Origin of the sequence: Listeria kieliensis (assembly GCF_003369925.1) — a bacterium.
GTDB lineage: Bacteria > Bacillota > Bacilli > Lactobacillales > Listeriaceae > Listeria > Listeria kieliensis_A.
In genome coordinates, this window is the sequence record NZ_LARY01000001.1 from 373,867 (window position 1) to 397,154 (window position 23,288).

Sequence of the window (23,288 nt, forward strand, 5' to 3'; positions counted from 1 at the left end):
AAATTGTTTGTTAATTTTCAGGTGAAATGACGCTCATTTTCTAAAACCTTGTCACTCCAACCATTCCAAACTACTAAGTTGCTATTTTGTTTTTTTAATCACAATCTTACTTTAGATTCAGTAAAATAAGAATTTTTCGCTCTACATCAATGTTGTATGCGTTTTCAAAAAGAAATCATAAGCACTATATCTTGAATTCACAATGAAAAAGTTATACCATATATAGTGTTAACACCAAATATCGCATCACTTGTTTTTAGCTTTTTTAAAGGGAGCCTTTTCTTTCTAAAAAAGTTAATTTTTATGATTTGACATAAAAGAGGGGAACGCGATCAAAAGCCGCACGTGGCTGGAAGAATTTTTAAGAAATGGGGAGTGCAAATGACGACTTATATTGTAAAAGACGGTGGAAATCGGAAATTACCTTTCGATGCTGATCGTTTAAACCGCTATTTGGATAAAATTCATGAAGAATTTCCAAAGCTTGACATCAAAGAATACAAAGAAAAGATTTTCCGTTTTATTGAGAAAAAAGAAGATTACCCCGCTGATGAATTGACGGATTATTTAATTCGTGAGGCAGAAGCAAAAACGGATATTCATTTGCCTGAATGGGAACATTTCGCAGCACGGCTGTATTTAAATAAATTATACAAAAAAGCTAGTAAAAATCGTTTCTATAATGATGACGATAAATACGGCTCTTATATTGGCTTACAGGAAAGTCTTGGCGAACGCGGGATTTATTCTGGCAGCATTTTAAAGAATTACACGAAAGAAGAATTGATTGAAGCAGGTAAAATGATTGACCCGGATAAAGACAAATTGTTTACATATAATGGTCTTTATCTTCTAGCCACTCGTTACCTCGCTACCGATCAAGCACGGAACGTCTATGAACTTCCGCAAGAACGCTGGCTTACGATTGCCCTCTATTTGATGCAAGAAGAGCCAAAATCGAAGCGTATGGAGCTTGTGGGTGAAGCTTACTGGGCACTTAGCAATTTGTATATGACAGTAGCGACACCAACACTTGCTAACGCAGGAAAAGTAGGCGGACAACTTTCGAGTTGCTTTATCGATACGATCGATGACAGCTTACAAGGCATCTATGACAGCAATACGGATGTTGCTCGTGTTTCGAAACATGGTGGTGGAGTTGGAGCTTACATCGGCTATGTGCGTTCCACTGGAGCACCTATTCGTGGCGTCAAAGGAGCAAGTGGTGGCGTCATTCCTTGGATTAAGCAATTAAACAACACAGCTGTAAGTGTGGATCAGTTAGGTCAACGTAAAGGCGCTATTTCTGTTTACCTAGATGTATTCCACAAAGATATTGAAATGTTCCTTGACCTTCGTTTAAACAACGGAGACCAACGTTTACGTGCACATGACATCTTCACAGCAGTGTGTATTCCAGACTTATTCATGGAAGCAGTAGAACGCCGAGGAGACTGGTATTTATTTGACCCGCATGAAGTGAAAGCGAAAAAAGGTTGGTATTTACAAGACTTCTATGATGAGAAAAAAGGGGAAGGTTCTTTCCGCGAAAAATATGAAGAATTAGTGGCTGATGAAACGATCAGTAAAAAAATCGTGAAAGCTATTGATATCATGAAGCGCATCATGGTGAGCCAACTTGAAACTGGGAACCCGTTCATGTTTTACCGTGACGAAGTAAACCGCAAAAATCCAAATAAACATGAAGGTATGATTTATTCTAGTAATCTTTGCACAGAAATTATGCAAAACATGAGTCCAACTCGAGTGATCCAAGAAATGATTTCTGGAGATCAAATTGTTATCACAAAACAAGCAGGAGATTTCGTTGTCTGCAACCTGTCTTCGATCAACCTTGGACGGGCTGTTGTGGCTGAAGAAGCAGGCACAATGGAACGCTTGATTGACATTGAAGTTCGCATGCTTGATAACGTTATTGACTTGAATGAATTGCCTGTTCCACAAGCCACAATTACGAACCGGAAATACCGTTCAATTGGACTTGGAACATTTGGTTGGCATCATTTACTAGCGATTAAAAACATTGCATGGGATTCAAAAGAAGCTGAAGAATTTGCAGATGAACTGTATGAAAAAATCAACTTCTTAACGATTCAAGCAAGTTCTCGTTTAGCAAAAGAAAAAGGCGCTTATAGCGTATTTAAAGGCAGTGACTGGAATACAGGTGAATACTTCTCAAGTCGCGGCTATACAAGTGAGAGCTGGCGTGAACTAGCAGAAGACGTGGGACAAAATGGTATTCGTAATGCTTACCTTGTTGCTGTTGCACCAAACATGAGTACAGCTCAAATTGCTGGATCCACAGCTTCGATTGATCCAATTTATAGTGCGTTCTATTATGAAGAAAAGAAAGATTACAGACGTCCAGTAATTGCACCGGATCTAAGTCTTTCCACATATCCATACTATGAAAAAGGCGCTTATAAGCTAGATCAATTTGCAAGTGTTCGTCAAAATGGTCGCCGTCAACGCCATGTTGACCAATCTCTAAGCTTTAACTTTTATGTACCAAGTGGAATCAAAGCAAGTACGTTGCTTGAACTTCACTTAACGGCATGGAGAGAAAATCTTAAAACAACTTACTATGTTCGCTCGAATGATATTGATATCGAAGAATGCGAATGGTGCTCAAGCTGATAAAGAACGATGAGGCAGGGAATTTGATTTCGCTGTCTCCTCTTTCTTACATACAATACGAGAAGAATTTAAAGGAGGCCTAGCTGATGGGAGACCAAGGCAAAGCATTGACCAGAATCAAAATTTTAGAACCGATGTATCCAAACCACGCCACTGCGATTATTAACGGTGAAACAAGTGGAATTTTAAATTGGAATGACATCCCGTATCCATCCTTTTATCGGGCTTATAAAGAGCTTTCAACGAACTACTGGATTCCAGATGAAGTAGATATGAAAGGCGATGCTAAACAGTATCCGCTATTATCAGAAGAAGAACGTAGCGCTTTTGATGCCATTATCGGATTACTTGCAACGCTTGATTCACCGCAAACTCGTTTCATTTATAATATTGCGGAATATGTGACAGATCCAGCTGTGCACGCTAATGCAGCGATCATTGCACAACAAGAAGTGATTCATAATGAAAGTTATTCGTACGTTTTAGCATCAATTACGGATCTTAAAAATCAAAACCGAATTTTTGATTTTGCAAGAACACATCCAACGATTATTAAGCGAAATGAACCGATCATGGAAGCTTATAATGACTTTATGGAAAACAAAACAGGCGAAACCATCGTCAGGGCTTTAATTCAATCATCCATTTTAGAAGGAATCAACTTCTATAGCGGATTTGCTTACTTTTACAATTTGGTAAGGCAAAACAAGATGAATGGAACTGGGAAAATCATTAGTTTTATCAATCGTGATGAACTAGCTCACTCGAAATTTATTTCTGAAGTGATTCGTGCGATTTTGGGTGAAAACCCAGAACTTCAAACAGATGAACTGGTTGAATACACGAATAACGCCTTCAAGCATGCAGTAGAATTAGAAACGGAATGGTCAAGCGAAGTACTTCAAGGAATTGAAGGTATTGATGTGGACGAAATGGTCGACTACGTGAAGTACCGTGCGAATAAAATGCTTGGCATGCTTGGGATGGAAGAACTTTATCCAGGATATAGCGATAATACGATGACATGGATTAAAGCTTATGCGGATAATTTCACAGAAACGAAGACAGACTTCTTCGAAATGCGCAATTCAAGTTATAAAAAGACGAATATTGATAACGGATTTGACGATCTATGAGAATCCTCCTTGCCTATGATTCTTTAAGCGGAAACACGAAGATGGTTGCAGACCTGATTCTGGAACGTCTTGAAGCGCTTGGGCATGATGTGACTGCTTTTCGGGTCGCACCGGATGCAGACTATCCGCTCGATGAATCTTTTGACCTTTACATGTTGGGGGCATGGACGGTTGATTACGGCAGAACCCCACCGGATATGAAAGATTTTATTGCCGAACTAGGGGAAAAACCAGAGCACGTTGCTTTGTTTGGAACTGGGGAAACACAGTGGGGAATTGAAAACTTTTGCGGGGCAGTTGACCGAATGGAGAGGTTTTTTGGAACAGATTATCCGACGTTAAAAATCGAACAAATGCCGCATACTAATGCTGATTATGAAGCAATTAATAATTTTGTTCAGCAAGTGCTGAAAAAAAGGAGTGGATCGTTATGACGAGTATCGAAATCAAATCTTTAGAAGAATTTCAAAATCATATGGCAAGCGATGAGTTAGTTTATGTGGATTTCTGGAAAGACAATTGCCCAAATTGCAAAATGCTAGATCTTTCTTTCCAAGAATTCAACAATTCGGCGCAAGCAGAGAAAGTAAAAGTATTGAAAGTAAAATTAGAAGAAATGGGCGAAAACTTCTTCTTTGAGCAAGACATTCGTCAAACGCCAACACTTGTGCTCTATAAAGGTGGAGAAGAATTAACGCGTTTAAACGGGTTTATTCCACCAAACAAAATTGAAGAAACTTTGGAACAAAACGCATAAGTCTATTTGAAGCTCTCCTGATTTGGAGGGCTTTTTTAACAACTAGAGGAGGTATTTATCGTCAGTGAAAGAATTACAAGAAGAAATTCGAACATTTTTAAAATCGCGTGGTTGGGAAAATCAATATGCACTCCAAAAAGATTTAGCGTTGTCAATTTCGATTGAATCCGCAGAACTATTAGAATGTTTTCAGTGGAAAGAATCAAAGGAAGCAGTTGAAAAAAATGAAGAAGCCATTTTAGATGAATTGGCGGATGTTTTGATTTATTCCCTACAGCTAGCGGATAGTTTTGAACTAGACGCAGCAGAGATTATTCGCAGAAAGCTAGAGAAAAATAAAAAACGGGTTTGGTAGAAAAATAGATAGCCATTAAAATGGGATTTGCTGAATGGAGCCAATCCCATTTTTTTAGGCAATCAATTCATGTTGTTTTTGTGATTTTATCCTACTCAAAAAAGTTTTCCTATGTAAAAAAAATAAAGAAAGTTTAAAAATATTTATTTTGTTATTGTTTTTCCAAACTAAACGTGCTATCCTTTACAAGGAATTACAGAAATGAATATTTTTGCCTGTAAAGTGAGGCTCCTATACAAACATAGGCCACTGCCCAAAAACGTCCAAAGACGCCAATGGGTAGAACAGGGATTGTCGGATTAAGGCTTTCCATAACGTGGCTAAGAAAAGATTTTTTCTTTACGTTGTATAGTGCCAAAACTTTTGCGAGGGGAAACACGCATTCACTGTTTATTTGTATGTGTACAAATCCTTGCCTAAGTTTTGGTAAGGGTTTTTTTATGGTCAAAAATAACGAAAGGATGTGAGATAAATGCCAAGTTTATTTGCGGAAAGTGACCCAGATAGTAGTTGTAGTCATATAAAAAAGAGGCATTTATCTGCGCATAACTGCCGTTAGTGCCTCTTAAAAGGAGGACATGTAAGATGAAACAAAATGAAATCGGCTTGTTAAAAGAGTCAAAGGAAACACTAGACAGTATTTTCACACGATATGAAACAGGAAAAATGGGGCTGCGAGAAGACCAAATCAACGAGAAGTTAGCCTATTATGGTGAAAATCAAACGAAAAAAAGTCAGCCTAAATCACTTTTTCGATTACTTCTAAGAGCTTTTAACGATCCATTTATCTATATTTTAATTTTGCTCGCAGTGATTTCTTTTTTTACAGCAGAAGTAAAAGCAGTGATTATCATGAGTTTAATGGTTGTATTTAGCGCCCTTATTAGTTTTATTCAATCCGTTCGAGCTCAAAAAGCCAGCTTTTCTTTACAATCGTTCATTCAAAATCGGGCAACTGTCATTCGTGATGGAGCAAAGCGAGAAATAGAAACGAAGGATTTGGTGCCAGGTGATATTATTTGGTTATCTACTGGAGCCATGATTCCAGCCGATGTACGGATTTTCGAAGCACAAGATTTATTTGTCAATCAGTCAATGCTAACAGGGGAATCTTTACCCGTTGAAAAATATGCTTTTGCAAGTGGAGAAGAGAAGATCGTGCTTCAAAGTCAGAATTTGAGTTTTATGGGAACGGACGTAGTGAGTGGGACTGGGCAAGCAGTTGTGCTTCGGACCGGTGACCAAACGATTTTTGGAGAACTTGCTGAAATGGCGACGACAACGCGAGATAAAACCAGTTTTGATAAGGGAGTCCGTTCGGTTTCCAAGTTGCTTTTTTACTTTATGCTTGTCATGGTTCCGATTGTATTTGCTATTAACGGTTTCTTAAAAGGGGACTGGTTACAAGCTTTTCTGTTTTCTGTAGCGGTGGCTGTCGGATTAACACCTGAAATGCTACCAATGATTGTTAATACCAACCTTGCTAAAGGTGCTATCAAAATGGCGAAGAAAAAGGTTGTCGTAAAGGAACTGAGTGCCATTCAAAATTTGGGAGCAATGGATATTCTTTGCACGGATAAAACAGGAACGCTAACTTGCGATCAAATTGCGTTAGTGAAACATGTGGATGCATTTGGTAAATCATCTAACAGTGTGTTAGAACTCGCTTTTTTAAATAGCTACTACCAAACAGGCTATAAAAATGTGTTGGATTATGCAGTTATCCAGCATATAGAACAAATCAGTGAAGATCTACAAAATTTAAAACGAATGAAAAAGTTAGATGAAATTCCCTTTGACTTTGAACGCCGCTTGTTAAGCGTAGTCATTCGTGAACGTGTGGCTGATCGGATGATTACAAAAGGTGCCGTCCAAGAAATTTTTCAAATTTGTACGCATGTGGAAGAAAAGGGTGAAATAAAAGAATTAACTGAAAAAGAAAAAATGAAACTTAGTCGATTTAGTGAAACTTTAAATCAACAAGGTATGCGTGTGATTGGACTTTGCTATAAAGACAAACCAAAAGCTTCTCTTTTCTCAAAACAAGATGAGGCAAACATGATTTTTAAGGGATTTATCGGTTTCTTAGATCCTGTTAAGCCGTCAGCAGCAGATGCTATCAAGAGATTAAAAGATAAAGGTGTACAACTAAAAGTTCTAACGGGAGACAGCGAAATTGTGACAAAGAAAATTTGTCAAGATGTTGGGATACCAAGTGAACGCTTTTTACTAGGCTCGCAAATTGAAAAGCTGACCGACACAGATTTACATGAAGCCATTCGGGAAGTTTCGATTCTAGCAAAATTATCGCCTACTCAAAAAGCTCGCATTGTGTCTGTTTTAAAGCGAGAAGGAAAACACACCGTGGGATTCATGGGAGATGGCATGAACGATGCGCCAGCGCTTAGAAAAGCTGATATAGGTATCTCTGTTGACACAGCGACAGATATTACAAAAAGTGCGAGTTCCGTGATCCTGCTTGAAAAAAGTTTAACCGTTTTAGAACAAGGCTTAGTGGAAGGTCGAACTGTTTTTGGAAATATTTTAAAATATGTCAAAATGACGGCAAGTTCCAATTTTGGAAACGTCTTTAGCGTTTTGATTGCTAGCGCCTTCTTGCCATTTTTACCAATGCTATCCATTCAATTATTGTTACAAAATTTATTATATGATTTTTCACAACTGGCGTTGCCATGGGATAAAGTGGATGATTCGTTCCTTCAAAAACCAAGAAAATGGAATACGAAAAACATGTTGCGTTTTATTTTAACCATTGGACCAGTGAGCTCCATTTTCGATATTTTAACTTTTGTCATTATGTGGAACGTTTTCCAAGCGAATACGCTCGCTGAACAAACTTTGTTTCAAAGTGGTTGGTTCGTCGTTGGCTTGTCAACTCAAACCCTCGTGGTCCACATGATTCGAACAGAAAAAATCCCGTTCATTCAATCAACAGCTGCTAAGCCTGTTATGATTTCGACGCTCATTATCATAGTGCTAGCTCTTTTCATTCCCTTTACTGGATTTGGCCACGCAATTGGTTTAGTCAACTTACCAGCGCTTTACTATTTGTTTTTAGTTGGTATTCTTTTTGGTTACATGGTTGTCATTCAGCTTGTTAAACGCATCTATATCAAAAAATTTCATGATTGGATTTAAAAGGGAGGCTCACTATGCAACTATTCAAAAATAAAACACTCCTCATTTGCTACTCTCTGCTCGGCTTATATAGTGTTGTCCTTGTCTATAGTGCTAGTTTTCAAACGGCACTTGTGCGCTATGAAGTGAGTGCGCATTATTTTGCAGTAAGACAATTTATGTTTTTTGCAGCAGGTTTCTTTTTACTTCTCTTTATTTCTCGCTTTAATCGGAAAATCTTTTTGCACGAGCGAACCATGAAATGGATGTATGGCATTGCCTTTTTTATGCTTTTGTCAGTCTTGCTTTTAGGCGTGACGGCTAATTCGGCGCAGCGCTGGTTGAATCTATTTGGCTTGATGTTTCAGCCGACAGAACTAATTAAATTACTCGTTATTTTGTTCACGGCCGCTTATTTTACTCGATTTAGCACGCAAATTGAAAAAAGCGATCGGCCGCTCATGTTCTACCTTTTTTTACTGCTCATGCTCGTAGCCCTCATCACTTTACAACCCGATCTTGGAACAGCCGCCATTGTTTTTGTGATCGCGATGAGCCAACTAATAGTTTCAGGACTTTCGTTAAAGCGGATTTTTAAAGTGGCCCTTTTTCTGGCCGGTGTCACAGCAGCCGCACTTTTGTTTGCTTATGCCTTTCATCCAGATTTTTTCAGCAGTACAAAAATGGATCGCTTCAGTTATTTAGCACCATTCGATCAAGAAAATCAAAATGCGGCTTATCAACTGAGAAACGGCTATTACGCGATTGGAAGTGGCGGTTTTTGGGGAAGCGGCTTCGGCTCAAGCATTCAAAAACTAGGCTATTTACCAGAAGCCCATACAGATTTTATTATGACGATCGTCTCAGAAGAACTAGGGGCCTTTGGTTTGTTGCTTTATCTTCTTTTCATCTTCATTTTTATCAAGAAAGCTTTTTCGATCCTCTTTTTTAGCCCATCCACGTTTGATGGCCTTGTTGCGTGCGGAGTAGCAAGCTGGCTTGCCATCCAAGTTTTCTTTAACTTAGGAGGCGTGTCAGGGATTATTCCACTAACAGGTGTACCACTTCCTTTCATGAGTTATGGTGGAAGTTCCATTTTAGCGCTTGCGTGTGGTTTAGGGCTTGTACTCGCAGGGGAGCGGCGCATGAAAAAACAACTGGAAGAAGGTGGAAATGATGCGCTATAACAAAAAAATGAGTGAACAAATCTGCATCTTTGTGGCTTTACTTGGAATCATGAGTTGCATCGCGATTTACTTTGCTCAGCAAACGGAGCAATATCAAAATAACTTTGTTTTTCAGCAAATTCTCTTTTTTGTAGTGGGATTTGGCGTTTGCTTTCTCATTGCTAAAAGTAATATGGCCTTCATTCGCAAACATATCATTTGGTTTTACAGTGCAGCCGTTCTTTTGCTTCTTGGTATCGTTTTAAAAGTTCCATTTGCCCAAGAAGTGAACGGCGCAACGAGATGGTACCGCCTAGGCGGCTTTTCTTTGCAACCCTCTGAACTCGTTAAAGGGATTTTTGTTCTCGTACTAGCTCATTTCGCAGCCAAATATGAAAAAAAGCCCATCAAACAGCTTTTAATCGTCGGAGGGCTAGCTTGTCCGATTTTGTGGCTACTATACAAACAGCCCGATCTTGGCACGACGATCGTGTATCTTGTAACGATGCTCACGATTTTGCTGATCGCTAATAAGTCGTGGAAGTTAATTGCAAGCCTCATACTTGCAGGAATTCTTTCTGTGTGTGGCTTTCTTTTTCTTCTGTTAGACCATATGGAATGGCTTGAAGCGATTGGATTTAAAAAGTATCAATTTGCACGAATCTTCACGTGGCTTGACCCAGCAAGCGACCCTAATGGAGCTTATCAAGTTAATCTGTCATTAAAAGCGGTAGGTTCAGGCATGCTTACAGGTAGAAATGGGAACATGTACATTCCAGAAAGCCATACCGATATGATTTTCAGTGCGATAGCACATCAATTTGGTTTTATCGGTGTAAGCTTGCTTTTGATCGTCTTTATTTTCTTCATCAAAATTTTGATCGAAACAGGACTCAAAATGACGAAAAGCTTTTCAAGTATATTATTTGCAGGCTTTGCGATGTGTTTTGCCTTTAATATTTTTGAAAACATTGCTATGTCAATCGGACTAATGCCACTGACCGGGATTCCGCTTCCCTTTATCAGCTACGGTGGCTCATCTATACTTGGCAATATGATTTGCATCGGAATCATGCTTGCTGTTATCCGATATGACCATGAAATGGAATAACAAAAACGCACCCGCGTGATCACACGGGTGCGTTTTTGTTTATGTTTAAATGCTTTATCGGAATGAATAAGACCGTCTGCGGCGATTTTTTGCTTTAATCAAAAGCACGATGCCGAGAACAGTAAGAAGAAGAGAAACTAGGAATGTACCGAATCCAATAAGTCCAGAAATACTGAACGAAGCAGCAATTCCAATGATTCCAACAATTAAGAGGAGAAGTCCAGTTACTTTCATTTGAGAGCTCCTTTCTGTATGGTTAGTTCCATTATACGCAAAATCAGTAGAAAAGAGGAGGACTTTAGATGAATTTTAAGAAAGTTGTAAAAAAATCTTTAGAAATTACACATGACAAGACAATTAAAGCTAGCTTTTTTACACCAGAAGACGTAAAATAAAAAAGGTAAATAAAACGAAAAGGGGTAGGCACTTTATGAAAGAATATTTTGTCGATCGTTCCTATAAAGCATCGATGGGAATTGCGAACGCGGTACTTGTCACACTGGGGATGGGGCTTTTGCTGCAAACGATCGGAGACTTAGCAGGATTTGAATTTCTCACTAAAATTGGGGCGATTGGGAAGAACATGCTCATTCCGGGACTTGGGATAGGAATCGCAATTTGCTTACGAGCAAATACACTCGTTGTGATCAGTGCTGCAGCTTCTGCCATCATTGGAGGCGGGGGGATCGTTACACTCGCAAACGGAAGCTACGCAATTTCGGGCGGCGAGCCAGTCGGTGCGATTCTTGCCGTGCTTGTTGCAGTTTGGACAGGAAAAAGGGTGAGCGGTACACGATTTGATATGATCCTGATCCCAGCAGTTTCGCTTCTTGCGGGCGGACTTTCCGGATTGCTCTTTTCGAAAATCATGACGCCTATTCTAGTAACCGTAAGCCAATTTATTACAACCCTTGTTTCCGGGTCACCACTTATTTCTTCCATGGTTATTTCACTTATTTTTGGCTTACTCATTTTAAGTCCAGCTTCATCGGCTGCGCTAGCGATTGCTTTACAGCTCGATCCAACGGCTAGTGCTGCTGCTTTAATCGGCTGTACAGTTCAATTTGCCGCTTTCGCTGTTTTGAGTTTTCGAGATAATAATTGGGGCGCCTTCTTTGCTCAACTGATCATCACGCCAAAACTTCAAACCGCCAATATCATTCGAAAGCCTAGCCTGATGATCATCCCACTTCTGACAACGCTTGTAGCGGGACCGCTTGGCGTGCTGGTTCTTCACTTAGAAGCAACCGCAGAAATTGCTGGGATGGGACTTTGCGCTTTTGTCGCTCCGCTTTATTTAATTGCGAACGCGGGAATAGGAACGTTTCTAGCTTTTGTCGCTGTGGCCGTTGTATTTCCCGCTGTTGTGGCACTTCTTGTCAGACCCGTTTTATTGAAGCAAGAAAAACTAAAAGCGGGCGATTTAAAAATTGAATTGGAATAAAAAGAGAACCCTCGGATTAGTGTTTACATCCGAGGGTTCCTTTTGATGAGCTGTCAAGCCTGCTCATCTGATGGCCGGTTTGCCTGATGTTTCTGTATAAACATACGTTCTTTGAGAGGAACAACGGTCAGGCTTTTCATTCGCTAGGGGCGTTAGCGTTTAACTAATGAACCTATTACATTCACTAGTGGGAACTTGGAAAGCTTCCCTGACTTTACTGCGAAAGGTGATGCGCATCGCAGCTTCCTCTAACGAAATATTTGCCCTTGCATTCAGTGGATACTGTTTTCAGATCGCATCCTTAAAAGGAAATGCTTCTGACTCTCAGCTCATCCGTTTCTCAAAGCGTTGAATTTCGAATTTACACTTTCGACGCGGCTTTTCACCCATCGCCTTCCTCCTGCTTATCCGAAATTCAAATCAACCTTTCATCAGACGTTACCGGCATATGACAAAGCTGGAAAACCAGCTTGTACACACACAAGATTTGGAAAACTAGAAGCGATATTAAACATTGTGTGCGTAATGAAGAGTTTTCGTTTTCATCCGCATCGCCTCTCTTTCCTTTTGCTATAATACAATAGCCGTTTTAGCTGTTTTTGAAACGGAATTTATTAAAAATGAGACCAAAGACTAAAAAAGGAAAATTGTTGTGCCACGATTCAAGTCTTTTGAACCAAACTGTCTCCTGAAATCAATTGACAGAAAGAGGCTAAAACGAGTATGATGTTTACTGAGAATCGTTATCAATGAAAAGAGGTTGGAAAATGAAAAAAGTTCTTTTTTTGGGAGTACTAAGCATCATTCTTGTTCTTGCAGCTTGTGGGGGATCCAAAGCCGATCAATCAATTGAAAAAAAATCGGAAACGATTACCTATAAATCCGAAAATGGCGAAATAAAAGTGCCTGCGCATCCGAAGCGCGTCGTTATACTTTCATCTTATACAGGAGATGCTCTTCAATTAGGCGTTCCAGTTGTTGGCGCGGATTCGTGGAGCATGAACAACCCAAACTTCGACAAAGGTTTAAAGAATGCAAAAGAAGTATCGGATGAAGATATTGAAAAAATCATTGCCCTCAAGCCAGATCTTATTCTTGGGTTAAGTACGATAAAAAATCAAGATAAACTGAAGAAAATTGCACCGCTCGTTACATTTACATATGGCAAAAACAACTATTTAGATCAACATATTGAAATCGGGAAAGTGCTAAATAAAGAAAAAGAAGCTCGCGCTTGGGTAACAGACTTTAAAAAACGTGCTGCAAAAGCTGGAAAAGAAATTAAAGCCAAGATTGGCGCAGATACAACCATTTCAGTAGCAGAAAGTTTCGAAAAGCAAATTTATGTGTTTGGAGACAGCTGGGGACGCGGAACAGAAGTTTTATACCAAGCCATGGGACTTAAAATGCCTGATTCTGTTAAGAAAGCCGCTGCTAAGGCTGGTTATTATGCCGTTTCTACGGAACAACTAGCGGATTACACAGGTGATTACATGGTACTTAGTCGCTACAAAAAAGCAGAAAATGCCTTCATGAAAACAAATGCTTACAAGGAAATTCCTGCTGTGAAAAATGGCCATGTTCTTCAAGTGGATGCGAATAAATTTTACTTCAATGATGCGATGACACTTGATTATCAATTAAAAACCTTTCAAAATTATTTTTTAGGAGAGTAAAAGCGGTGTTCAGTCATGACAGTTAAAATTCCAATGTCGATTCGTTTTTTTATTCTTTTTGTTGTACTGCTAGTCGCTTGCTACGCAGCACTTGCTTACGGATCGGTAAACTATTCTTTTTCCTTATTATGGGAAGGCTTTGTGCAGGGAACTCATGTAAAAGAAATCGCTTCGTTAACAGAACTTCGCATCCCGCGAATTTTTGCTGCGATACTAATTGGGGCAGCGCTTGGGGTTTCAGGAACCATCATGCAAGCCATTACTCGTAATCCGTTAGCAGATCCAGGATTACTAGGCGTTTCAGCCGGTGCCAAATTAGCTCTTTCGATGGTTATTGCTTTTTTGCCAAGCCTTGCCTTTCCGACGAAAATGGGCGTGGCTTTCCTCGGAGCAGCGCTTGGCACCTTGCTCGTTTTAGCGATTTCCCAAACAGGTAACCTGTTTAAAGTCGTACTTGCCGGCGCAGCAATTTCGGCTTTTTTACTCGCTATTTCGAACGCGATCAGCTTACTTTCGAAAACTTCAAAAGAACTCACGATGTGGACATCGGGCGGTTTAGCCGGCGTGACTGGGCATGAAGTGATCCTACTTGCGCCTGTTTTATTACTAGCGATTCTTGTGAGTTTCTTTTTTGCAAGACAAATTGGCATCCTCACAATGAGCGACGAAGTAGCAGCAGGACTTGGTGTTGCAACAGGCCGCATCCGTTTTTTCTTGTTCACATTAGTGGCCGTTTTAACAGGTGTTTCCGTTTCAGTTATCGGTGAAATTGCCTTTGTCGGCTTGCTAGTACCTCACTTTGCGCGCTTTATCGCCGGGACAAGCTACCGCATGCTTTTGCCCATGTCAGCACTCGTCGGCGCGGTTTTTCTCGTCATATCCGATTTGTTTAGTCGCGTTATCGCCGCCCCGTTTGAAGTTCCCATTATCGCGATTCTGTCAGTGGTTGGGCTGCCATTCTTCGTATTTATTGTACGAAAGGGGCTGAAAGCATGACACGAATTTCTTATAAATGGCTCTTTTCAGGCGGCGTTTTCTTGCTTTTGGCACTCATTTTCATTAATCTGTCGCTCGGAACAGATGCCTTATCTTTTTCCAGAGTTCTAGCCGTTTTAACAGGAAACGGGGAGGTGCTTGAGAATTTTATTTTGTTCGACCTCCGCTTACCGCGTCTTTTGATTATCTTGCTCGCAGGGATCAGCCTCGTCTTATCGGGAAGCTTATTCCAAACCGTATTAAAAAACGACTTGGCGGACCCAGGAATCATCGGCATCAATTCAGGCGCCGGACTAGGCATCGCCATTTTCTTTCTTTTTGTACCGTTTCAAGTTGAAAGTTCCGGTGCTTTCCTTCCGCTTGCAGGGGGTGTTGGCGCTTTACTAACCGCTTTTCTGATCGTTCTTTTTTCGCGCAACCGACCAGGAAGCTTGATCTTGAATGGGATTGGCTTTTCGTTTGCGATGAGCGGCCTAATGGTGCTTTTAATGTCTTCAGCAAACCGAGAAAAAGTGGATTTTCTTTCCAGATGGTTAGCAGGCTCAATTTGGGGATTAGACTGGATTTTTGTATTTATTTTAGGTGTGACGCTTCTTGTGATCGTGCCCTTTATACTACTAAAAAATCGCACACTTGATTTATTAACACTTGATGAAAACACCGCGCTTAATTTGGGTGTGAGAGTCACCATGTGGCGTACGCTTTTCCTAATTTGCGCTGTTTTACTAGCGGCTGTCGCTGTATCCATCACAGGGAGCATCGCCTTTTTAGGCTTACTGGGCCCACATATTGCGCGAGCCCTCGTTGGACCACGTCACCGGTTATTTTTACCGGTCGCTATGCTAGTCGGAGCTTTCCTATTTTTACTCGCAGATACGATTGCCATGCGATTACAATTACCATCGGGCATTTTACTTTCATTGATCGGAAGCCCGTATTTCATTTATCTGTTATTCAAAAAATAGCGAGGAGACCCTGAAAGGGTCTCCTCGCTATTTTTTTAAAGAAAGTATGCCATAAAAATGTCATCCACATAAATTCCATCAAGCAAGAATTGCTTTTCAAGAACACCTTCCTTATGAAAACCATTTTTTTGATAAAAACGAATCGCTTTCTCGTTGGTTGATAAAACCCGCAATTGAAGTTTCTTGATGCCATTTTTTTGCGCCATTTCTTTTAAGAAGTTCATCAATTGTCCGGCAATTCCTTGCTTTTGATAATCAGGATGAACCGCAATATCCAGTTCCAGCACGTGCTGGACAGCCTTTAGCGTATGCGGCGCGTGGTATCCAAGAATCCCAGCGACTTTCCCGTCAATCACGGCTACTGTTTTTGAACCAGGCGGATTCTTTTCAAGAAATTCCGCTTCTGACTCGAAGTGAATTTCTGCCGGTGTAGTCCCTTTTGTCCAAACCAAATTTTCAAGTTCCATCATAGAACGGGCATCTTCTTTATGAGAAAGCCTAATTTCCAAGTTCTTCACCTTCATTTCTCTTTTTTAGCATATGCCACGGATTTTCTAAGCGTTTTAAACAAACCTTCATTGGAGTAAAGTAGCACATTGCTCTTATAAAGTCGGAAGGTGAGCAAGAAGGCAAGACCCACAGTGATAATCAAAATTCCGAGTGAAATAAGAATGCCAAAATCAGAAACTGCAAGCATATTCATCCGGGCAAGCATCATCATCGGAGAAAAAACGGGGATATAAGAACCGATGACGACAATGATATTATCAGGAATACTCGTTGCGACAATCGAACCCCAGTAACCCACTATTGAAAAAATCGTAAGCGGATAAATAAACTGTGCGACTGTTTCTACATTAGGCACAAGCGAGCCGGCCATTGCGGCAAGAACGATGTAAAGCAGTAAACCGAAGAAAACAAAGAGCAGATTTAAAATCAAATAGGAGGCAGGGAAGTTCGCCAGTTGATCTAAGAGGCCGCGAATCATATCCGTTTTTTGCAAACTAATCATAGCAATGAAGCCCACTACAAGGTAACAGCCAATTTGTGTGAGTAGCATAAGCACGATGGCTGACAGTTTAGCTAAGAAGTGCGTCGTTGCAGAAACACTGGATAAAATCACTTCCATAATACGCGTTCCTTTTTCAGTAGCGATTTCTGCCGCCACAATATTGGCATAAGTAATCACAAAAAAGAAAACAATTAACGTCAAAAACAAATTGGCAGCTTGCATAATATCTTTTTGACTGTCCGTTAATTCTTTATCGGACTTCAACTGATTTTTAACAGGAACCTCAGAAGTGAGCGCCGTTAATTTTTTTTGATTGAGCCCATATTCCGTCGCCTTTAGTTGGACTTTGACTCCAGTGAGGCTTTGCGAGAGCTGCGTCATAATCTCCTTTCCAGCCGTTTCGCGCGTCGTGTAAACCGCATGAAACGCACCATTCTTTTCAGAAATCGTTAAGTAACCGTCAATTTTTTCAGCCGTGAGCGCCTTCTGAGCTGCTTTTTTAGAAGTAATCGCATCATTTACTTTAAAGTGTTCCTTATTTTGCTTGATCACTTCTACGAAAGCCGGATTGCTCGAGAGCACAGCGATCTTAGCCGAATCATCATTTCCAAAATAATCCATGATTTTAGGAAGAGCAAGAGCAATCCCGGCAACAATCAAAGGAAGAAGAAGCGAGATGATGAAGGATTTCGTTTTAACATGGCGCTTATAAACTTGCTTTGTAATCACCCAAAATTTATTCATGCTGATCCCCCGCTTTCAATTTAAAAATTTCTTCCAGAGTTGGTGTTTCAAGACTAAACATGGGGATAAATCCATCTTTCGTGACAAATTCAAACACGGCATCCGCATATTTTTCATCTTCAAGCTCAATCCGGCGAATCCCGTCACGCAAAGTCTGGATCCGAACGACACCCGGAAGAGTCAGCAATTCTTCATCCGAATAAGGCGCTTTTAAGCGAATTTGCTTATGACCAAAACTTTCCTTCACAGAAGTCGTGTCGCCTCTTAGAATCGTCTTTCCTTGCCGAAGCATAATGAGCGAATCACAGAGTTCCTCGACATTTTCCATCCGGTGACTGGAAAAAATAATCGCCGCCCCGCGTTCCTTCATTTCAAAAACAAGCTTCTTCAAAATTTCCGCATTAACAGGATCGAGACCACTAAAAGGCTCATCTAAAATAAGCAATTTAGGATTATGTAAAATCGTACTAATAAGTTGAACTTTCTGCTGATTCCCTTTTGAAAGTGTCTTGACAAGATCCGTTTTCTTTCCCACGATTTCCGCACGTTCCATCCACATATCAATTTCAGAGAGAGCCTGTTTTTTCGGAATTCCCTTCAACTCAGCAAAGAAGGTGAGCTGCTCTTCGATTGTGACATTTGGATAAAGGCCCCGTTCTTCAGGTAAATAACCAATATCATTAGGATTTATTTGACTAGCCGAATCATTATCCCAAGAAATTTGTCCGGAAGTCGCTTCAATAAAGCCGAGAATCAAGCGAAAAGTAGTGGTTTTCCCAGCACCATTTTGACCGATAAGACCTAGAATTTCGCCAGAATTGACACGAAAAGACAAATCGTCGACTGCCCGTTTCTCGCCAAATGCTTTTGTAACATGTTGTAGTTCAAGCGCCATATGTGTTCCTCCTCACTAATAGTCTGAATATACTCTCCATTTTACCAAACTTCCTTGCTGATGAGTAACTTTTTTTGAAGCAAGAGAAGGGGTTTTTCGAGAAATTAGAAAAATTTACAATTAGTTTGGAAATTTGCAAGAGGAGAATGACTAATTAGGAAACGGACTTGTTTTTTAACAATTAAAGCTATATGATGGAAGCAAGAGAAGTTTGGAACGCAGCATAGAAGAACCATCAGAATGGAAGTTCTGCTAGGAGCGAGTAGCGCGATTACGAAATGTCGGAAAAAATTTCCGAGGTTTTAGAGCTATGTTATTCTGAATGGTTCCAAAACTTGACCAAGAAGAGCTCATTGTGTTCGACGGTTTTAGAGCTATGTTATTCTGAATGGTTCCAAAACCAAAGAAACAAGCAAAAGGACACGTAGATCGTTTTAGAGCTATGTTATTCTGAAACAAGAAAAAGAAAATAGAAATAACCCTATGCTCTGCCTTGTGGTGGGGTATTTTTTTTGTTTCAATAAAAAATTCATAAAATGTCCACATAATCTTTTTCTTCCCTATGCTAAACTGGAAGAAAACTAAATAGGTGGGTGAATGCAATTGGTGAAAGATGTTCATTATCAGGAAGATGATTTTGAAAAAGCAGAAAAAAGCATCGGAAACCTCATTGGAAAAGGAGCTTGGGGAAAAGGGGCTATAGACAGTTTAAAGGACGTCTCGAAAAATTTAGAAGAAGTGGAAAAGGATATTGCGAGATTGGATGCAGATGGCGCGATCTCTTTTTCTCACACCGATAACAAGCACAAACTTCAAGAACTCTATGAAGACTTTGAGGTCTTACACGACTTTGCAGGAGAAGCGGGAAACCTTGTAGAAGACAAGATTGACCAACCTTTTTATGAAGCGTTAGACGAATTTGTGGAAGGAATGCGGGACTTAGACGCTTCGAAGTTTACAACGAAAAATCGGATTGGTGCGACTAAAACCATTACAACGTATGCAAATAGCTACACACGGGAAGAAATCGAAGTGCCTAAAAAAGAAGTCAGTTTGGATGATTTGTTCAGCGGAGATAATTATTATGCCGATCAAATGAAACTCCAGTACAAGGAATGGAAAAGGCAGAACAAAGATCAAGATGTGAGCCAAAAAGAGTTTAGAAGTGCCATGTTGAACTCACGAGCCTTTGAATACACTTCTATCAAAGACGAACAGCAGAAAAAAGAATTTTGGGTGAATGTTGTGGCAACGGTGGCGATTGTTGGCGTGAGTATTTTCTGTCCACCAGCAGGACTTGCGTTGGGTTTGGCTTATGGTGGTTTAGAAATGAGTGCGGCAGTGAGTGGGAAAGATTGGTTAACGGGTCGCGAACTGGATACATCAGAAAGAGCGATGCGTGGAGCCTTTTCGCTGTTGGATATTGTGCCAGGAATGAAGGCTTTTTCAGGAGGCACGCAAGCCATTCGATCAGGCACCAAGCTTGCCAGTTTAAGTGATAATCTTCTGCATGGTGTGAAGAGCATTCCATCGAAAGCGGATGACTTCCTCAAGCTTGGGCAAAAAAGTGCCTTAACACGGATTAACAGCTTAAAAACAACCGTTAAGGAAGGCATACATACAGGCATTGAGCGAACCACGAAAGGGTTGGATAAAGTCGGGGAAGTTGCCGATAACTTCAAAAATAATTTGAATCTAAATTCAAGACGACAACTTGCGGTGGATGGATTTGGCGCACTTCCACCGGGGAGCCCATCTCGAGTAAGCAACGCCACAGAGAAAATGAAAGAGGTTTTACAAAAGTATGACCTGAATTTGAATGGCGGAGGACGCGGGGTGGATGAGACCGCTAAAGAGGTTGGAAAAGTCAAAAGCCCTTCTGAAATTGCAAAAGGTTGGCAGGGATCTGGAAAATATCCGGGTGTTGACAATTATAGAGATATAACTTTAAAAAAAGGTAAGGTTATATTCAGAGGAGAGCCAAATGGTACAGAATATTTCACTACAAAAACAGCCATAGAAAAAGCAGGGAAAAATGCTACAGAAATCTTTGAGGGACTACAAGTAGAAAAACACCCTATTCATGGTTATAGAGGTAGTATGACAGGGTATAGAATAAATGAAGATATAAGTGCAGCATTTGGGATAACTAAAGCAAATCCACAATTTGGAAAAGGGGGCTTACCTCAAATGTTTATCCCAGATGTTAATGAACTAATTGAAAAAGGCATATTGATACCTGTTGAAGATATTACATTAATCAAGTAAAGGAGATTTATTATGTTGTTAAATCTGAACAATGGAGAATTAAGAATAGCAGACGATCTTGTTTTTTATCCTGGGTATACATTTGATGAATTTAAACAAACAAGTTTTTATAAGGGTCAAGATGGCATTCGATTAATAAATTTAGATGGATTTCAAGAAATAGATGAGAAAAAATATGTAGTTAATTTCTTCTTTCGAGATGGGAAAATTTATGTTGTTTCTTTGATTAACTGTGATGTAGATATCCCAGAAGGAGAAGAAGGAAAAAGAAAAGAGATACACGATCTTATATTGAAACAGAATGGAATTGAATCTGGAACATCATATAAATGGGGTGAGGTTGTTTCTGAATTTGATAAAAGAAGTAATATAAGCAGTATTGATATTTACTATGCACAATAATGTTTAGTAAATAAAAGCCCTGACAAAAGTCGGGGCTTTTTTGTGTAACGTTGTGTAATGCCGTGTAATGTTAAAGAGTAAAAGCTGAATTCTCAGCCCCATTTCAGCCCCAAACAATAAAAAACGGGTTTCAGAAAAAATCGCTTAATCCTGAAACCCGTTCTTATTCTTAGATGCGGCCGAGAGGACTTGAACCTCCACGAGCTAATGCCCACTAGGCCCTCAACCTAGCGCGTCTGCCGATTCCGCCACGACCGCTTTATCGCAACAAAAATTATTATAGTATTAAGTTGACCTATTTGTCAACGGTTAATACGAGCGTTATGCAATTTTTCTTGCGTATCCTGCTTTTTTCGCGTATAGTATTTACTGGAAAGGCGATGGAGTTCGCCTAAAATGCGATATTCGCTGATGACTCCTATTTAAATGTACATGGGTAAATGAACCGATGTTTATTTAAATAGGAGTTTTTTATTGGAGGTTTTGGAAAATGTATCTTTTGTATATTGCTATTTTTAGCGCTTTAGGTGGAATGGCTCGCTACGGAGTCAGTTTAATTCTACCAAGCGATACCTTTCCTCTTGCCACGCTTGTGGTTAATCTTTTAGGGTGTTTTTTGCTTGCGCTCATCACTCAAAGTTTTGCTAAACATACTCGCTTTAGTCAGGAAATGATCACGGCAATGGGAACTGGATTTGTGGGCTCTTTTACAACTTTTTCAAGCTTTAGCGTCGAAAATATTCACTTGCTTCAAGCTGGCGCCTATACGGAAGCTTTTCTTTACATTGCTATAAGCTTGATTGGAGGTCTGGCTACAGCTGCGCTAGGTTATAAGGTTTCGAAAAGGTGGGATAAACGAAGTGCTTAATATGTTTGTGGTTGGATTTGGTGCTGCTTTTGGCGGAATGACTCGCTATTTGCTTACTCTTTATTTGAAAAAGAAATGGGAAAGTGATTTTCCATGGCCGACTTTTTTAATCAATATTTCGGGTTCATTTTTATTGGGAATTTTGCTGTCTAGTAATCTGGCTAGCTTTTTAGTGTTGCTACTTGGAACAGGTTTTATGGGTGGATATACTACGTTTTCAACTTTTAAAGTTGAAAATATTGAACTATATCGACATAAGGAATATAAAAAATTAGCAGCTTATTTGATCTTTAGTTATGGTTTTGGGTTACTTGCAGCTTATTTAGGTGTTTTACTAGGGAGCCATTTTTGAAAAGAATAGAGCCTTCTAAAAATTACTATTTAGAAGGTTTTATCTGCAAGAAAAAAATTTTTTGAAATTGTGTCTAAAATGTGAACAAACAGGAAAAAGGGTTGTAGTCCATCTTTCGCATGTGATACATTAAGTCTGTACATAATTATTCTTATTGGAGGAAAGTTCATGAAAAAAGGGTTATTTTTATCAGTTTTGCTTGTTTTTATGTTAGCGCTTGCTGGTTGTGGAAAATCAGCACAAGAAAAGTTTGTAGATACGTATAAAAATCAAACGGATCTACCGGAAAAATATACACAATCTGTATCTTTTAAGGTTGATAGTTTTGAAGCGGATGATCTAGATACGGAATCAGCTGCAATTGCTGAATTACTGAAGCAAATGCAAGTGACTTTAACGTCATCTGTGGACTCAAAAGCTGAAAAGGGAGCAACAGATATTAAACTTGTTTCTAAGGGAAGCCTGAAAATGGATGTTGATTTGACAGTTCTAAGTGACATGAAGTCTGGCGAATTCTTTATCCCACTTAAAAATATTGTGGATGTAGATAGCAGTGTAAAGACACTGATCGATGGTCAAACAAGTGGAGCCTTTTCTGAAATTACGAAAAGTCATCCTGAGCTGAAAGATAAATATCTAAGCAGCAAAACCATTACAGAATTTGCAGGCACAGAAGAGCCCGTTAAAACTTCTGGAAAAACGGTCAAAGCAACAAAAGATTTACAAAAAGAAGTTAATAAAATGATGACAGATTACCTAAACGGCTTAGATAAGAAGCGCTTCTCAGAAGGTAAAAATGATGCTGTTGAAGTAACGCTCGATAAAAAAGATTTTTCGGCTATTTTGACGAAAGCTCACAAAATGCTTGGAAAAGCTAAGGTGAAAGAAGATATTAAAACTATTGCTTCTGAACAAGGAGCAAGCACGGATTTTGATGATAACTACACTGAATTCCGTGATGATCTGAAACGTTCTATTGAGAACTTTGATAAAAACAAAACAGTCAAGATTTCAATGCCAATTAGTATGAAAGCTGGGAAAGACGACAAACTTGAATCAATGACGATGAAAATCAAAATTGATAATTCAAAAGATCGAACAGATTCCTATAAGATGGCAGCTACTTTGAAACTTACAAACAAAGACTTTGTTAAACTACCAGCTTTTCCAAAAAGCTCTGAAGTGTTAAGTGGAAAAGAACTTGAAACTATTATTCAAGAAGCTGTTCTAAAAGTGATGTACGGCGACAAAATTAAGACATCTGATCTCGAAGATTTAGATGTCTCTGATGAAGGTTTATAAGTAAAGCTGAAAGCAGCTATTCGGAAATTACCGAGTAGCTGCT

The 23,288-nt window shown here is 39.6% G+C and carries 21 protein-coding genes, 1 tRNA gene and 2 riboswitches; of the genes, 17 read left to right on the forward strand and 5 right to left on the reverse strand.

Features of this window, described 5'->3' with window-relative positions:
- The first annotated feature begins 381 nt into the window (after nt 1-381).
- The 8 genes from UR08_RS01885 to UR08_RS01925 all read left to right on the forward strand — a co-directional run bounded on the left by UR08_RS01885 (nt 382) and on the right by UR08_RS01925 (nt 10,321).
- Nucleotides 382-2,658: a ribonucleoside-diphosphate reductase subunit alpha gene (locus UR08_RS01885; protein WP_115751971.1), complete on the forward strand. Its 2,277-nt coding sequence runs from the start codon at nt 382-384 to the stop codon at nt 2,656-2,658.
- Nucleotides 2,659-2,744: 86 nt separating this feature from the next.
- Nucleotides 2,745-3,794 (forward strand): ribonucleotide-diphosphate reductase subunit beta, encoded by a 1,050-nt coding sequence (locus tag UR08_RS01890; protein ID WP_115751972.1) that lies wholly within the window; start codon nt 2,745-2,747, stop codon nt 3,792-3,794.
- Nucleotides 3,791-4,228, forward strand: coding sequence for a flavodoxin (locus tag UR08_RS01895; RefSeq protein ID WP_115751973.1), 438 nt, complete (start codon nt 3,791-3,793; stop codon nt 4,226-4,228). The genes UR08_RS01890 and UR08_RS01895 overlap by 4 nt, the downstream gene beginning before the upstream one ends.
- Nucleotides 4,225-4,551, forward strand: coding sequence for a thioredoxin family protein (locus UR08_RS01900; protein ID WP_115751974.1), 327 nt, complete (start codon nt 4,225-4,227; stop codon nt 4,549-4,551). Before UR08_RS01895 ends, UR08_RS01900 begins: the two co-directional genes overlap by 4 nt.
- A gap of 64 nt (nt 4,552-4,615) precedes the next feature.
- Nucleotides 4,616-4,906 (forward strand): nucleotide pyrophosphohydrolase, encoded by a 291-nt coding sequence (locus UR08_RS01905; RefSeq protein WP_115751975.1) that lies wholly within the window; start codon nt 4,616-4,618, stop codon nt 4,904-4,906.
- 207 nt (nt 4,907-5,113) lie between these two features.
- Nucleotides 5,114-5,286: riboswitch (M-box (ykoK) riboswitch) on the forward strand.
- Between the two features lie 205 nt (nt 5,287-5,491).
- On the forward strand, nt 5,492-8,065 hold the full coding sequence (mgtA, locus tag UR08_RS01915; protein WP_115751977.1) for a magnesium-translocating P-type ATPase: 2,574 nt from the start codon (nt 5,492-5,494) through the stop codon (nt 8,063-8,065).
- Between the two features lie 14 nt (nt 8,066-8,079).
- A complete protein-coding gene (locus UR08_RS01920) occupies nt 8,080-9,231 on the forward strand; it encodes an FtsW/RodA/SpoVE family cell cycle protein (RefSeq protein ID WP_115751978.1) in 1,152 nt (383 codons plus the stop codon).
- Nucleotides 9,221-10,321 (forward strand): FtsW/RodA/SpoVE family cell cycle protein, encoded by a 1,101-nt coding sequence (locus UR08_RS01925; protein ID WP_115751979.1) that lies wholly within the window; start codon nt 9,221-9,223, stop codon nt 10,319-10,321. Before UR08_RS01920 ends, UR08_RS01925 begins: the two co-directional genes overlap by 11 nt.
- 54 nt (nt 10,322-10,375) lie before the next feature.
- Here UR08_RS01925 and UR08_RS01930 read toward each other — a convergent pair whose 3' ends face one another.
- On the reverse strand, nt 10,376-10,555 hold the full coding sequence (locus tag UR08_RS01930) for a hypothetical protein (RefSeq protein WP_115751980.1): 180 nt from the start codon (nt 10,553-10,555) through the stop codon (nt 10,376-10,378).
- A gap of 196 nt (nt 10,556-10,751) precedes the next feature.
- Between UR08_RS01930 and UR08_RS01935 the strand changes: the two genes are divergently transcribed.
- The 4 genes from UR08_RS01935 (at nt 10,752) to UR08_RS01950 (ending at nt 15,402) form a co-directional block, all read left to right on the forward strand.
- Nucleotides 10,752-11,765, forward strand: a complete 1,014-nt coding sequence (locus UR08_RS01935) for a PTS sugar transporter subunit IIC (RefSeq protein ID WP_115751981.1) — start codon at nt 10,752-10,754, stop codon at nt 11,763-11,765.
- Nucleotides 11,766-12,532: 767 nt separating this feature from the next.
- Nucleotides 12,533-13,441, forward strand: a complete 909-nt coding sequence (locus tag UR08_RS01940) for an iron-hydroxamate ABC transporter substrate-binding protein (RefSeq protein ID WP_115751982.1) — start codon at nt 12,533-12,535, stop codon at nt 13,439-13,441.
- A gap of 15 nt (nt 13,442-13,456) precedes the next feature.
- The gene (locus UR08_RS01945; protein WP_115751983.1) at nt 13,457-14,437 is read left to right on the forward strand and encodes a FecCD family ABC transporter permease; all 981 of its coding nucleotides are present in this window, start codon (nt 13,457-13,459) and stop codon (nt 14,435-14,437) included.
- Nucleotides 14,434-15,402: a FecCD family ABC transporter permease gene (locus UR08_RS01950; RefSeq protein ID WP_115751984.1), complete on the forward strand. Its 969-nt coding sequence runs from the start codon at nt 14,434-14,436 to the stop codon at nt 15,400-15,402. Before UR08_RS01945 ends, UR08_RS01950 begins: the two co-directional genes overlap by 4 nt.
- A gap of 35 nt (nt 15,403-15,437) precedes the next feature.
- Here the strand turns inward: UR08_RS01950 and UR08_RS01955 are convergent, their stop codons facing one another.
- From UR08_RS01955 to UR08_RS01965, 3 genes are read right to left on the reverse strand one after another with little or no spacing between them, the layout of a single operon-like run.
- The gene (locus UR08_RS01955; protein WP_240616033.1) at nt 15,438-15,911 is read right to left on the reverse strand and encodes a GNAT family N-acetyltransferase; all 474 of its coding nucleotides are present in this window, start codon (nt 15,909-15,911) and stop codon (nt 15,438-15,440) included.
- 11 nt (nt 15,912-15,922) lie between these two features.
- On the reverse strand, nt 15,923-17,158 hold the full coding sequence (locus UR08_RS01960) for an ABC transporter permease (protein ID WP_115751985.1): 1,236 nt from the start codon (nt 17,156-17,158) through the stop codon (nt 15,923-15,925).
- On the reverse strand, nt 17,151-18,053 hold the full coding sequence (locus UR08_RS01965) for an ABC transporter ATP-binding protein (RefSeq protein ID WP_115751986.1): 903 nt from the start codon (nt 18,051-18,053) through the stop codon (nt 17,151-17,153). Before UR08_RS01965 ends, UR08_RS01960 begins: the two co-directional genes overlap by 8 nt.
- Before the next feature lie 597 nt (nt 18,054-18,650).
- Between UR08_RS01965 and UR08_RS12985 the strand changes: the two genes are divergently transcribed.
- Both UR08_RS12985 and UR08_RS01980 read left to right on the forward strand, forming a co-directional pair.
- Entirely contained in the window at nt 18,651-20,321 is a 1,671-nt protein-coding gene (locus tag UR08_RS12985; protein WP_240616012.1) for a hypothetical protein, read from the forward strand.
- Nucleotides 20,322-20,333: 12 nt separating this feature from the next.
- Nucleotides 20,334-20,723: a hypothetical protein gene (locus tag UR08_RS01980; RefSeq protein WP_240616013.1), complete on the forward strand. Its 390-nt coding sequence runs from the start codon at nt 20,334-20,336 to the stop codon at nt 20,721-20,723.
- Nucleotides 20,724-20,897: 174 nt separating this feature from the next.
- Here the strand turns inward: UR08_RS01980 and UR08_RS01985 are convergent.
- A tRNA-Leu gene (locus UR08_RS01985) sits at nt 20,898-20,981 on the reverse strand.
- A gap of 109 nt (nt 20,982-21,090) precedes the next feature.
- Nucleotides 21,091-21,151: riboswitch (Fluoride riboswitch) on the forward strand.
- A gap of 62 nt (nt 21,152-21,213) precedes the next feature.
- Here UR08_RS01985 and crcB (UR08_RS01990) point away from each other — a divergent pair.
- The 3 genes from crcB (UR08_RS01990) to UR08_RS02000 all read left to right on the forward strand — a co-directional run bounded on the left by crcB (UR08_RS01990) (nt 21,214) and on the right by UR08_RS02000 (nt 23,245).
- Complete coding sequence (gene crcB / locus UR08_RS01990) at nt 21,214-21,591, forward strand: fluoride efflux transporter CrcB (protein ID WP_115751988.1); 378 nt, start codon at nt 21,214-21,216, stop codon at nt 21,589-21,591.
- A 1-nt stretch (nt 21,592) separates the two neighbouring features.
- Entirely contained in the window at nt 21,593-21,943 is a 351-nt protein-coding gene (crcB, locus tag UR08_RS01995) for a fluoride efflux transporter CrcB (protein ID WP_115752690.1), read from the forward strand.
- A 168-nt stretch (nt 21,944-22,111) separates the two neighbouring features.
- Nucleotides 22,112-23,245: an Lmo2079 family surface lipoprotein gene (locus UR08_RS02000; RefSeq protein WP_115751989.1), complete on the forward strand. Its 1,134-nt coding sequence runs from the start codon at nt 22,112-22,114 to the stop codon at nt 23,243-23,245.
- Nucleotides 23,246-23,288 lie beyond the last annotated feature (43 nt).

What these genes read in the sequence shown, in the direction of transcription:
- UR08_RS01930 (WP_115751980.1), bottom strand. Translation starts at nt 10,555, where the DNA reads ATGAAAGTAACTGGACTTCTCCTCTTAATTGTTGGAATCATTGGAATT.
- UR08_RS01940 (WP_115751982.1), top strand. Translation starts at nt 12,533, where the DNA reads ATGAAAAAAGTTCTTTTTTTGGGAGTACTAAGCATCATTCTTGTTCTT.
- UR08_RS01925 (WP_115751979.1), top strand. Translation starts at nt 9,221, where the DNA reads ATGCGCTATAACAAAAAAATGAGTGAACAAATCTGCATCTTTGTGGCT.
- UR08_RS01960 (WP_115751985.1), bottom strand. Translation starts at nt 17,158, where the DNA reads ATGAATAAATTTTGGGTGATTACAAAGCAAGTTTATAAGCGCCATGTT.
- mgtA (WP_115751977.1), top strand. Translation starts at nt 5,492, where the DNA reads ATGAAACAAAATGAAATCGGCTTGTTAAAAGAGTCAAAGGAAACACTA.
- UR08_RS01935 (WP_115751981.1), top strand. Translation starts at nt 10,752, where the DNA reads ATGAAAGAATATTTTGTCGATCGTTCCTATAAAGCATCGATGGGAATT.
- UR08_RS01890 (WP_115751972.1), top strand. Translation starts at nt 2,745, where the DNA reads ATGGGAGACCAAGGCAAAGCATTGACCAGAATCAAAATTTTAGAACCG.
- UR08_RS02000 (WP_115751989.1), top strand. Translation starts at nt 22,112, where the DNA reads ATGAAAAAAGGGTTATTTTTATCAGTTTTGCTTGTTTTTATGTTAGCG.
- UR08_RS12985 (WP_240616012.1), top strand. Translation starts at nt 18,651, where the DNA reads ATGCAATTGGTGAAAGATGTTCATTATCAGGAAGATGATTTTGAAAAA.
- UR08_RS01920 (WP_115751978.1), top strand. Translation starts at nt 8,080, where the DNA reads ATGCAACTATTCAAAAATAAAACACTCCTCATTTGCTACTCTCTGCTC.
- UR08_RS01900 (WP_115751974.1), top strand. Translation starts at nt 4,225, where the DNA reads ATGACGAGTATCGAAATCAAATCTTTAGAAGAATTTCAAAATCATATG.
- UR08_RS01980 (WP_240616013.1), top strand. Translation starts at nt 20,334, where the DNA reads ATGTTGTTAAATCTGAACAATGGAGAATTAAGAATAGCAGACGATCTT.
- UR08_RS01895 (WP_115751973.1), top strand. Translation starts at nt 3,791, where the DNA reads ATGAGAATCCTCCTTGCCTATGATTCTTTAAGCGGAAACACGAAGATG.
- UR08_RS01965 (WP_115751986.1), bottom strand. Translation starts at nt 18,053, where the DNA reads ATGGCGCTTGAACTACAACATGTTACAAAAGCATTTGGCGAGAAACGG.
- crcB (WP_115752690.1), top strand. Translation starts at nt 21,593, where the DNA reads ATGTTTGTGGTTGGATTTGGTGCTGCTTTTGGCGGAATGACTCGCTAT.
- UR08_RS01885 (WP_115751971.1), top strand. Translation starts at nt 382, where the DNA reads ATGACGACTTATATTGTAAAAGACGGTGGAAATCGGAAATTACCTTTC.
- UR08_RS01950 (WP_115751984.1), top strand. Translation starts at nt 14,434, where the DNA reads ATGACACGAATTTCTTATAAATGGCTCTTTTCAGGCGGCGTTTTCTTG.
- crcB (WP_115751988.1), top strand. Translation starts at nt 21,214, where the DNA reads ATGTATCTTTTGTATATTGCTATTTTTAGCGCTTTAGGTGGAATGGCT.
- UR08_RS01945 (WP_115751983.1), top strand. Translation starts at nt 13,457, where the DNA reads ATGACAGTTAAAATTCCAATGTCGATTCGTTTTTTTATTCTTTTTGTT.